This is a genomic window from Pontibacter silvestris, assembly GCF_020907275.1.
GTDB lineage: Bacteria > Bacteroidota > Bacteroidia > Cytophagales > Hymenobacteraceae > Pontibacter > Pontibacter silvestris.
The window spans coordinates 166,409-177,953 of record NZ_JAJJWI010000006.1; the positions used below are offsets into that span (position 1 = coordinate 166,409).

The 11,545-nt window shown below is 42.1% G+C and carries 10 protein-coding genes; 6 read left to right on the forward strand and 4 right to left on the reverse strand.

The genetic code is table 11. From position 1 onward, the window contains the following. Nucleotides 1-27 precede the first annotated feature (27 nt). Genes LN995_RS07515 through LN995_RS07525 form a run of 3 tightly spaced genes read left to right on the forward strand, consistent with a single transcriptional unit; the run spans nucleotide 28 to nucleotide 5,197 of the window. Nucleotides 28-1,770, forward strand: a complete 1,743-nt coding sequence (locus LN995_RS07515; RefSeq protein ID WP_229959960.1) for a complex I subunit 4 family protein — start codon at nucleotides 28-30, stop codon at nucleotides 1,768-1,770. Between the two features lie 8 nt (nucleotides 1,771-1,778). After that, nucleotides 1,779-3,293 (forward strand): NADH-quinone oxidoreductase subunit N, encoded by a 1,515-nt coding sequence (locus LN995_RS07520; protein ID WP_229959962.1) that lies wholly within the window; start codon nucleotides 1,779-1,781, stop codon nucleotides 3,291-3,293. An 8-nt stretch (nucleotides 3,294-3,301) separates the two neighbouring features. Next, nucleotides 3,302-5,197 carry an amidophosphoribosyltransferase gene (locus LN995_RS07525; protein WP_229959964.1) on the forward strand — a complete coding sequence of 632 codons (1,896 nt, stop codon included), beginning with the start codon at nucleotides 3,302-3,304 and terminating at the stop codon, nucleotides 5,195-5,197. A 120-nt stretch (nucleotides 5,198-5,317) separates the two neighbouring features. On the opposite strand, the gene LN995_RS07530 is transcribed toward LN995_RS07525, so the two are convergent. From LN995_RS07530 to LN995_RS07540, 3 genes are all read right to left on the reverse strand, one after another. Further along, entirely contained in the window at nucleotides 5,318-5,644 is a 327-nt protein-coding gene (locus LN995_RS07530; RefSeq protein ID WP_229959966.1) for a HesB/IscA family protein, read from the reverse strand. A 348-nt stretch (nucleotides 5,645-5,992) separates the two neighbouring features. Beyond that, complete coding sequence (iscU, locus tag LN995_RS07535; protein WP_229959968.1) at nucleotides 5,993-6,406, reverse strand: Fe-S cluster assembly scaffold IscU; 414 nt, start codon at nucleotides 6,404-6,406, stop codon at nucleotides 5,993-5,995. A gap of 106 nt (nucleotides 6,407-6,512) precedes the next feature. Then, on the reverse strand, nucleotides 6,513-7,727 hold the full coding sequence (locus tag LN995_RS07540; RefSeq protein ID WP_229959970.1) for an IscS subfamily cysteine desulfurase: 1,215 nt from the start codon (nucleotides 7,725-7,727) through the stop codon (nucleotides 6,513-6,515). Nucleotides 7,728-7,833: 106 nt separating this feature from the next. Between LN995_RS07540 and mce the strand changes: the two genes are divergently transcribed. From mce to LN995_RS07555, 3 genes are all read left to right on the forward strand, one after another. After that, entirely contained in the window at nucleotides 7,834-8,235 is a 402-nt protein-coding gene (gene mce, locus LN995_RS07545; RefSeq protein ID WP_229959972.1) for a methylmalonyl-CoA epimerase, read from the forward strand. A 56-nt stretch (nucleotides 8,236-8,291) separates the two neighbouring features. Continuing rightward, nucleotides 8,292-8,864, forward strand: coding sequence for an L-threonylcarbamoyladenylate synthase (locus LN995_RS07550; protein ID WP_229959974.1), 573 nt, complete (start codon nucleotides 8,292-8,294; stop codon nucleotides 8,862-8,864). Nucleotides 8,865-8,962: 98 nt separating this feature from the next. Further along, nucleotides 8,963-10,390, forward strand: coding sequence for a CCA tRNA nucleotidyltransferase (locus LN995_RS07555; protein ID WP_229959976.1), 1,428 nt, complete (start codon nucleotides 8,963-8,965; stop codon nucleotides 10,388-10,390). A 168-nt stretch (nucleotides 10,391-10,558) separates the two neighbouring features. On the opposite strand, the gene LN995_RS07560 is transcribed toward LN995_RS07555, so the two are convergent. Next, nucleotides 10,559-11,458: a DUF5694 domain-containing protein gene (locus LN995_RS07560; protein WP_229959977.1), complete on the reverse strand. Its 900-nt coding sequence runs from the start codon at nucleotides 11,456-11,458 to the stop codon at nucleotides 10,559-10,561. Nucleotides 11,459-11,545: the final 87 nt, after the last annotated feature.

Here is an 11,545-nt window from a genome sequence, read left to right on the forward strand (position 1 = left end):
AAGTTTGCATTTCGATTCAACGGATAGATGAATTTTATACTCAGTAGCCTTATTTGTACACCCTTGCTTGCAGCACTTGTCGTTCTACTTATGCCTGGCTATTTACAAAAGCCAATTAAGGCAGTGGCCTTACTGGGCACATTGGTGCAGATGGGCTTATCGCTGCTTCTTTATGTTTCTTTTGATGGGAATGCTTATGCCGATGGTCGAAGCGGGTATCAGTATGTAGAGAAACTCAACTGGATTGGTTTAAGCCTGGGCAGTCTGGGGCAATTCCAGATAGAATATTTTGTTGGTGTTGACGGTATAAGTGTGAGTATGGTGTTGCTCACAGGTATAGTGGGCGTTATTGGAGTTATCTCTTCCTGGACTATACAAAAGCAGGTAAAAGGATACTTTCTACTGTACCTGTTGCTGCTTACAAGTGTCATGGGTTGTTTCTTGGCGCTTGATTTATTCCTTTTCTACCTTTTCTTTGAGTTTATGCTCCTCCCAATGTACTTCCTGATTGGTATTTGGGGCGGACCAAAGAGGGAATATGCCGCTATAAAATTCTTTATCTACACTTTAGTAGGGTCCCTTTTCATCTTAATAGTGATGATTGGGTTGTACACCTCTGTTATTGACCCGCAGGCAACAGCGAGGCAATTAGGCTTAGTAGGTAATGGTGTGCCTGTGCCGGTAGCGGTAATACTGGAAGTACAGCAAATGCTACAGGATAATACAATTGCCACTACAGATCTGGTACGAACCTTTAGCATACCGGCCATGATGGACAGTGCGAACTTTATACCTGATAGCCTGTTGCACATTATGTCAGATGTAACATTGTGGGATAAACCTATTCGTTTTGTAGCCTTCTTATTACTGTTTGCCGGTTTTGCTATCAAAGTGCCGGTTGTGCCGGTTCATACCTGGCTTCCTGACGCACACGTGGAAGCACCAACGCCTATTTCAGTGCTATTGGCAGCTGTGTTATTGAAGGTGGGGGGCTACGGCTTAGTGCGCATTGTGTACCCTGTTTTCCCGGATGCAGCAGCTTATTTTTCTGTGTTTGTAGGAGGCTTGGGAGTATTGTCTATTATTTATGCAGCGCTATGTGCACTGGCTATGAACGATCTGAAAAAACTGATTGCTTATTCCTCGGTATCTCACATGGGCTTTGTGCTGCTAGGTTTAGCCTCACTAACTACCGAAGGCGTAAACGGGGCTATCTACATGATGTTTAGCCATGGTATTATCTCGGCAATGCTCTTCCTGGTGGTAGGTGTTATTTATGATAGAGCACATAATCGTATGATTGTGAATTTTCGAGGCCTTGCAAGTGCCATGCCTGCCTATACAGCTTTCGTTGTTATTGCTTTTTTTGCCTCTTTAGGTTTGCCAGGTTTCTCTGGATTTATTTCTGAGTTACTGGTGCTGTTAGGAGGGTTTAGGGCTCCTGAAGCCACAGGCTTACTCCCTCGCTGGCTGACTATTGTGGCTGTTATTGGTTTATTACTGGCTGCCGCTTATTACCTGTGGGCCCTGCAGCGCATGTTCTTTGGTAAGTATTGGATATTTCCGGAGCTAAGAGAGCAGGCGGTTATCAGTGATCTGAACCTGCGGGAATACCTTATGCTTGTGCCATTGGCAATACTGGCTTTGCTGTTTGGTATTTTCCCGTCGTTGTTGCTGAACAAGATAGGTGTGGCCGTTACAGGTTTCTCTGAACTGGTACTGCAGAATGGGCAGGAGCAGTTAAATATTGTTTTATCTTCGATTTTGTAAAGCACCCCGTGAACGAACAGGCAGCTTATTTAACCGAAACCATCAACGCCATAGTATCCGGTGCTGGCTCTCTGCTACCCGAACTACTGTTGGCGGGTTTCTTTCTGCTGCTGGTTACGCTCGATCTCTTTAGATCTGTTAAGATAAAAAGCTTGCTGCCCTGGATAGCTCTTACAGCATTTTTCGCCTCAATGGTAGTTCAGATACAGGCTGGCAATAATGCTGAAACAACTTTTTTTTTAGAGTTGCTGGTGTCTGACGGCATAGCACATTATGCAGGTATTCTTTTTAGTGCGGTAGGTACATTTTCTGTTTTGCTTTCTGTTCTTAATAAATCTATAGACAGGCTGAAGAAAGGGCAGGGGGAATATTACGGTTTGATCCTGATGCTCGTGCTGGGCCTCAACCTAATGGCAAAGTCTGTGAACCTGTTAATGGTTTTTCTTGCTATTGAAGTTGTCTCTATTGCTTCTTATATACTTACAATCACGCTAAAAGAGAAGAAACGATCAGTAGAAGCGGGCATAAAGTACATCCTGTATGGTACTTTGTCGGCGGGAGTCATGTTGTACGGTATGTCTTTCTTTTATGGATTAACCGGAACGCTAACTTACTCCGATAATGACTTCTGGGCATCTATGATACAGGTTAGCCCACTGATGGTAATGCTAGCTGCTGTTTTGGTTTTTGCTGGCTTCTTCTTTAAAATATCAGCTGCGCCTTTCCATTTCTGGGCACCTGATGTTTACCAGGGAGCACCGCTGCCAATAGTCGCACTCTTTTCTACAGGGCCTAAAATGGCTGGTATTATTGTCATTATGCGTTTTTTGTCTGCCTTTGCTGACCCTGTAATGGCTTCTTATTTCAAAGATGTTCAGCTACTTTTAGCTTTAGGAGCTTTGGCTACATTGGCAATAGGAAACTTTACAGCTTTGTGGCAGCAGGTACCGCGCAGGCTTTTTGCTTTCTCGTCCATATCTCATGCAGGCTTTCTTCTGGTAGGGCTGCTTGCCTTTGGAGTCGATTATAAAGCGAGTGTTTTATTCTACCTGACCGTGTTGCTGTTTATGAACTTCGGTACTTTTCTTATACTACAGCTTGCTGAGGATGAGCTACAAATAAATAGGCTGGAAGGATTTTCAGGGCTGGGGCGTGCTTATCCTTTTTTGGGAGTAATGGCTGTGCTATACCTTATTTCTCTCACGGGCCTACCTCCGTTGGCTGGGTTTATGGGTAAATTGCTTATCTTCAGCAATGTATGGGAGGCTTATACACTTCATAACAACATGGTGCTGTTGATGCTGCTTGTAGCGGGAGTATTGCTGACAGGTGTTGCTTTATTTTACTATATCAAAATACCATATTACCTTTTCTTTAAAGGGAATCAAACTGATAAAAAATTAGTTATTTCACTGTCTAATAAGCTGCTGTTAGCAGCGTTTGCATTGCCGCTGCTGGTACTGTTCTTTAAACCTGACCTGCTGCTGCAATATATTAACCAGTTGCTAACAAAAGCCCTTTAACAGCACCCATGAGCGACTCAATTAAGCACGAATGCGGTATAGCCTTAATCAGGCTTAGAAAACCGATAGAGTACTATACAGAAAAATATGGTACTCCCATGTACGGCATCAACAAGCTGTACCTGTTAATGCAAAAGCAGCATAACCGTGGCCAGGATGGTGCCGGAGTTGCCAGTATTAAGATAGATGCAGTTCCAGGTATTGAATATATCAGCCGTTTCCGCTCTGTGAAAACACGTGCCATAGACAGCATCTTTGGCAAGATCGGGAAGACTTATTCAAAACTGAAGGAAGAGTATCCTGACAGGGTAAGCGATACAGAATGGGTTTGGGGGAAAATGCCTTTTCTGGGAGATGTTTATCTGGGCCACCTGCGTTATGGTACACATGGCATTAACAGCGTAGATAACTGCCACCCAATGGTGCGGGAGAATAACTGGCGTAGCCGAAGCCTTGCTGTAGCCGGTAATTTTAACATGACCAACGTAGATGAGCAGTTCCAGAAACTGATAGAACTGGGGCAGCATCCAAAGCATAAGTCAGATACCATTACTGTTCTGGAGAAGTTTGGTCACTTCCTTGATGAGGAGAACCAGCGCCAGTTTGACATGCATAAAGCCAAAGGCTATTCTAACCAGGAAATTACCCAACAGATAGAGCAGCACCTTGATTTGCAACGTGTATTACAGCGTTCCTGTCGTGATTTTGATGGAGGTTATGCTATGGCTGGTCTCACAGGTTACGGTGCCTCTTTCGTAGTACGTGACCCTAATGGCATACGCCCGGCCTATTATTATATTGATGACGAAGTGGTAGTGGTGGCTTCTGAAAAGCCTGCTATTAAAACAGCCTTTGATATAGAATACAGCGAAATAAAGCCAATCACACCTGGGCATGCCCTTATTGTGGATAAGGCTGGGAACCCTTCTCTTAAAGAGATCCTTCCGCAAAGAGAGAAAACTTCCTGTAGCTTCGAACGCATTTACTTTTCACGTGGAAATGACCCGGAAATATACATGGAGCGTAAGAACATGGGTAAGCTGTTGTGCCGCCAGATTCTGGAGGCTATTGACTATAACTTAAAAGATACTGTATTCTCTTATATTCCTAACACAGCCGAAACTTCATGGCTTGGCATGATGAAAGGCATAGAGCAGTATCTGCGGGGGTATCGTCGTAAGGCTATATTAAACCAGAATCTAACTGAAGAACAACTGGATGATATTTTGCAGTTTAAGCCCCGTGCCGAGAAACTAGTCATAAAAGATGCGAAACTACGCACCTTTATTAGTGACAACGACAGCCGCGATGAACTGGTAACGCACGTGTACGATACCACTTATGAAGTTGTAAAGAAAGGGATAGATACCTTGGTAGTGCTGGACGATTCAATAGTACGTGGTACTACGTTAGAGAAGAGTATTATCAAAATGCTGGACAGGCTGGAGCCTAAGAAGATTATTATTGTTTCGTGTGCACCGCAAATCCGTTACCCTGACTGTTATGGTATTGACATGTCTCGCATGAAGGAGTTTGTGGCATTCAGGGCTTTGCTTGAGCTTTTAAAAGAGCGAGGCTTGTCTTTTAAGCTGCAAGAAACATATGACAAGTGCTTGGCTGCTGTAGGTACACCAGAGTTCAAGCAGGTGAATTTTGTGCAGGAACTCTATGATATGTTCGATACAGACGAAATATCTGATAAAGTATCTGAGATAGTAAAAGCTCCTGACGTAAATGCTGACGTGCAGGTTATTTATCAGCGTATAGAAGATCTGCACCAAGCTTGCCCTGAGCACAAAGGCGACTGGTATTTTACTGGTAATTATCCAACACCTGGTGGAACAGGCGTAGTAAACAGAGCTTTTATGAACTTTATGGAAAACAAGTTAGCCAGAGCTTACTAAATCTACTATTAACATGAGTTTCTGTTCTGTAGGACAGGAAATCTTGTGTTTTATGAGGTTATAAAAAAAGGGTCGCTAAAGCTAGCGACCCTTTTTACTTAATTTTAAACATTAAGAAATTTATACCGAGAAGCTATCGCCACAGCCACAGGTACGGGTAGCATTAGGGTTATTGAAGAAGAAGCCTTTGCCGTTTAAGCCGTCCGAGAAATCTAGTTCGGTACCAGCCAGGTAAAGGAAACTTTTCATGTCGACCACAACTTTTACGCCTCTGTCTTCAAACTCCTGGTCCATAGGCTTTACCTCATCGTCGAAGTCGAGCTTATAGGAAAGGCCGGAACAGCCACCACCCGCAACAGAAGCGCGTAAACGAAATGTGTCGTCTAACTGGGCGTCATGCTTCAGTTTGATCACTTTCTCTTTTGCTTTTTCTGATACTGTAATCATGCTATTTATAGTTTAAGAGACAAATAATAAGCTTAAGCTAAAAAAATTAAATAAAGATGCTTAAGCGTGTCTCTGTTGTATATCTTTTATTAATGTCAATACCTTATTATTACGGGCATAAAGATAATAAGTATTGCTATGATTTCTGAACCTTCTCCTGCTCTTGTCTGCAGCTGATCATAAGCTTAGTTCACTAACAAGGCCTGCAGTAAGACCAAAGTATCTCAGAGTTTATACTGATTACATTTAAAAAAAGCAGATTGTTCCCACTTATAAGCTAAGGAGTTTCAATCTGCTTTTTAGAGAAGCGCTGCTTATTACAAGCATTTCATCAAGGTTAAGAAATAATTAGTGATGTGATTTAGCTATCTCTAAAGCAGGCAAACCATTCTTTACTCTATAGTCGTTGATAGCAGATTTAATTGCATCCTCAGCTAAAACAGAGCAGTGGATTTTAACAGGAGGTAAAGCCAACTCTTCTACAATAGCCATATTATCAATAGCAAGTGCCTCGTCAACAGTCTTACCTTTCAGCCACTCTGTTGCCAGAGATGATGAAGCGATAGCAGAACCACATCCGAATGTTTTAAACTTTGCGTCAGTAATCACCTGGTTTTCGTCCACCTCTATCTGGAGACGCATCACGTCACCACATTCAGGGGCACCTACAAGGCCAGTACCAACACTTGCTTTAGATTTATCTAATGTACCTACGTTACGTGGGTTATTATAATGATCAATTACTTTATCTGAATAAGCCATAGCTATGTATAATTACGAATTATGAATCAAGAATTATGAATTGAATCAGAAACTATGAAGTATGACGCTTGCTTTACCAGTCATTCATTATTTCTGAATCTTAATTTTAGTGTTCAGCCCACTCAATAGAGTTCAGGTCGATACCCTCTTTAAACATTTCCCATAGAGGAGACAGTTCACGAAGCTTAGAAACAGCTTCTTTTACGTGGTTTATTGCAAAATCAATTTCTTCATCAGTGGTGAAGCGGCTTAAACCAAAGCGCAGCGAAGAGTGTGCTAAGTCATCACTCAATCCTAATGCTTTCAGTACATAAGATGGCTCCAGAGAAGCAGATGTACAGGCAGAACCAGAAGACACAGCAAGGTCTTTTACGCCCATCATCAGGCCTTCTCCTTCAACATATTTAAAGGAGATATTAGACACGTGTGGCAGCCGGTGCTCACGTGAACCATTTACATAAGACTCTTCAATAGTAGTCAGTTCTTTCTCCAAGCGATCACGCATGGCAGAAATACGGGCTGTATCTGCCTCCATGTCTTGTTTAGCCAGCTCAGCAGCTTTGCCAAGTCCTACAATTCCCGGAACGTTAAGTGTGCCAGAACGCATGCCACGCTCATGTCCGCCACCATCCATTTGGGCAGTAACTTTTACCCTTGGGTTTTTGCGGCGCACGTACAAAGCACCAACACCTTTTGGCCCGTACATCTTATGAGCAGAAAATGCCATCAGGTCAATGCTATCAGCTTCTACATCTACAGGTATTTTGCCGACTGCCTGTGTACCGTCAGTAAAGAACAGAACACCGTGCTTTTTAGCGATTTTAGATATCTCACGCACAGGCTGAATTACACCAACCTCGTTGTTGGCAAACATTAGAGCAATCAGAATCGTCTTATCAGTGATAGCTTCTTCCAATTGCTGCAGGTCAATTAGCCCTTCTTCATTTACAGGTAAGTAAGTAACCTTACCTCCTAATTTTTCGATGTGCTTACAGGTATCCAGCACAGCTTTATGCTCTGTAGTAGCCGTAATAATATGGTTACCTTTAGAAGCATACATCTCGAACACCCCTTTGATCGCCAGGTTATCAGCTTCAGTTGCGCCAGATGTAAAAATGATTTCTTTTGGGGAACAGTTGATAAGCGAAGCAATCTGCTCACGTGCATAATCAACAGCTTCTTCTGCCTGCCAGCCAAATGCATGGTTGCGGGAAGCGGCATTACCGAACATATTTGTCAGGTAAGGCATCATAGCATCCAGCACACGCGGGTCTAGCGGTGTAGTGGCATTATTATCTAAATATATAGGAAGTGTAAGCATAGCACTTTAATTTTCTTCTGTTAACTGAACAGTATGAATAATTATTAGTTTTAAATCGTTGCAAAAATAGGGAAAAAAGGTTACTTAGACTAATTACAAATTCAAAATGAAAAACGTAGAACATATAGGTATTGCTGTTAAAAATTTTGATGAAGCTAATAGCTTATATAGTAAACTTTTGGGTGTTGAGGCCTATAAAACAGAGTTCGTAGCATCTGAAAATGTAAATACTTCTTTTTTTAAAGTTGGACAAACTAAAATTGAACTGTTAGAAGGTGTTACACCTGATAGTGCTATTAGTAAATTTATAGAAAAAAGGGGGGAAGGGATACATCATATAGCCATTGAGGTAGATGATATTCTGGCTGAGATGGAGCGGCTTAAATCGGAGGGGTTTACGCTGTTGAATGAACTGCCAAAGCGAGGAGCTGATAACAAACTGGTGTGTTTCGTACACCCTAAAAGTGCTAATGGAGTGCTGGTGGAGCTAACTCAGGAAGCTCGCTGAAACCTGAGAGACAATGGCAAGAAGTACTGAAAAAGGTAATACTAAAACTAAACGTTATGAATGAATTGCTGAAAGACGTACAGGCAGCAGAAGAGGAAATCTTATTAGGAAACGTAATCTTGTATCCGACAGATACGGTTTGGGGCATTGGCTGTGATGCTGAAAGTGCCGATGCGGTAAAGAAGATTTTCAAAATAAAGAACAGGGATGAAGCCAAAGCGATGATTGTGCTGGTGGCTGACCTGGAAATGCTGCAGCAGTATGTCAAAGAAATTCCGGGAGACTTTGAAGCAATGCTGCAAAAGCAGGACAGACCAACAACTTATGTTTTTCCCGGTGCCCGAAATCTGCCAAAGGAATTAATTTCATCAGATGGCAGTGTAGGTATCCGTATAGTTAATGATGAGTTTTGCCACCGGCTGATCAGGCAGATAGGCCGCCCTTTAGTGTCTACCTCTGCGAATGAAAGTGGGCAGCCTGCACCAAAATCCTTTTCTGAAATATCAGAAGTAATCAAAGAACGTGTGGATTATGTAGTACGCTGGAGACAGGAGGAAGAAATGAACACCCAACCTTCCAGAGTGGTAAAAATAGAGACCAACGGAGAGACAACAGTTTTGCGGGAGTAGCAACAGTGCGGCTTAAGCCTACATGCTTCCAATTTATTGACTACTTTTGTGCCTCAGGACAGTATAAAATTACTACCTGAGGCTTTTGATTTTTTATAATGGATAAAATACAGTTACCAGAACACCCCATATTTGAAGTAGTGGCCGCCGCCGCAGCCGATTTAGGTACAGATGCTTATGTAATAGGCGGTTTTGTGCGCGACCTTGTGCTGAAGCGCCCTTCTAAAGACATTGATGTAGTATGTGTAGGAGATGGCATTGCCTTAGCAGAAGCTGTTTCAAGCAGGTTGCCAAATAAGCCAAAAGTTTCTGTTTTTAAGAATTTTGGTACGGCCATGCTACGGGCAGGAGACTGGGAGGTAGAGTTTGTTGGAGCCAGGAAAGAATCTTACAGGGAGCATTCCCGCAAACCAGAGGTAGAGGCTGGTACTTTGGAGGATGACCTGAAGCGACGAGATTTTACCATTAATGCTTTGGGAATCAGTTTGAACAAACAGAACTATGGTGAGCTAATAGACCGCTTCGATGGCCTAAAGGATATCAAAAAAAAGGTTATCCGTACACCGCTGGAGCCTGGCATAACTTTCTCTGACGACCCTCTGCGTATGATGCGTGCTATTCGTTTTTCCAGCCAGCTTGGGTTCGATATTGCTCCAGATACTTTTGATGCCATTGTAGACTACAAAGAGCGGGTCGAAATTTTATCACAGGAGCGAATAACAGATGAGTTGAATAAAATTGTGTTGTCGCCAACGCCTTCTTATGGCTTTAAGCTGTTGTTCGTATCAGGTTTGCTGCACCTTATTTTTCCAAAGATGGTGGAACTGCATGGTGTGGAAACCATTAATGGTAACTCACATAAAGATAACTTTTACCACACATTACAGGTTCTGGACAACGTGGCGCAGGTTTCAGCAGACTTGTGGCTGCGCTGGGCTGCTATTATGCACGACATTGCCAAGCCCGATACAAAACGCTATTCTTCGAAAGTAGGCTGGACTTTCCATGGCCATGAAGACAGGGGAGCACGCATGGTGCCTAAGCTTTTCAAAGAATTAAAGTTGCCCTTGAACGAACACATGAAATTTGTGCAGAAACTGGTAAGGCTACATCTGCGGCCTATTGCTTTAGTGAAAGACACTGTTACAGATTCTGCTATCAGAAGGTTGTTATTTGAAGCTGGAGACGACGTAGATGCACTAATGATGCTTTGCCGTGCCGATATCACTTCTAAAAATGACAATAAGGTAAAGCGCTACCTGCAGAATTTTGATAAAGTTGAAAAGCGCCTGGTAGAGGTAGAGGAAAGCGATAAACTCAGGAACTTCCAGCCAGTTATAACCGGGGAAATAATTATGGAGACCTTTGGGCTGAAGCCTTCTAAAACAGTAGGAGAACTTAAAGAAATACTGACAGAGGCTATACTGGAAGGAAAAGTGAAAAATGAGCCTGACGAAGCCTACGCTTACCTTTTAGAAAAAGGAAAGCAGATGGGGCTCCGCCAAGTTCACTCGTCAAACAACTAAACAAATTGTATTCTATTCCCGCAGTTACAAACGCTCAATTGTTCCTGGAAATGTAACTTCATAAACTAAGCCTTGAACAATTAAATATAGCGCATACTAACGGCGGTACAACATCTAAACGGTTTTGTAAGGTTAGTATTGCTTTTAAGTATTTTATATTATGAATACTTATAAAGCAGCAGGCTTATTGAGATAGGTGTTAGCATTAATTACCTCAAAACCAGGATTGTTATCGGTTATATCCTGTAACACTCCAATATGGGTTTGCCCCATAATGAGTAATATTCTTTTGCCATGGTTTCTTAATTGGCTGTTAAGGATATTCGAATATATTTTTAAGTTGCGGTTGTAGAATAGGCTGATAAACTCAGCACCGATCTGAGTAGTGTCTAATGCATTTTTGTTTAAGCCTTTGTAGCTTCTAAACGAGCCGTTTTGTACGTAAGCAGGTAGGTTATAGAACTGATAGTGCGATAACTCAATTGTTTCAGGTTTATTAAGCGTTATCAAAAAATCCCTGAAAGTAGTTTTACCATCTGTGAAATCTGTTGTAACTCCCCTTGAATATTTCTGAAAGTTCTCCAGTCCGTTTTGAAATGTCTTGAAGTTCTGCCCTGCAGCTAAAAGGCTCTGAGAGGTGCTGTTATAGTAGTTAATAGCATACAGTTGTTCATGGTCTAATTCCTTTGCTAGTTTAAAACCAAACTGGTATATTTCACTACTACCATCCTCCAGCTTCTCTAAAATGCTAGTGTCTTTTCTGAAAAGATCATAAAGGCTGTCCAACTCCGCCTGGTGCTCTGGGGATACTTCCACCATAATCATATCCGGGTTAAACTCCTTTAGTAGTTGGTTTACCTCAGCTATTTCCTGTTGTCTTCTATCACTAAAGAAGTTCTTATTTGGGATATCCTTATTGTAGAACTGGTTAAAATGTAGAGAGCCAAGCATAAGTATCTGCACTTTAGAAGCATCGGAGGGAGGATGTGTTGCAGATGAGCTTTGGTTTTTAGTAGCACAGGAAAATAACAAAGTCATTGTAAATACGGCGAGTACTACTTTTTTCATGGTTGTTTTATTTTGTACTAGTGGCGGTTTCTGAACCCGACTGAACAAGAGCGGGTTTTAGTTCAGTCGGGTTTAACATGTTACTAA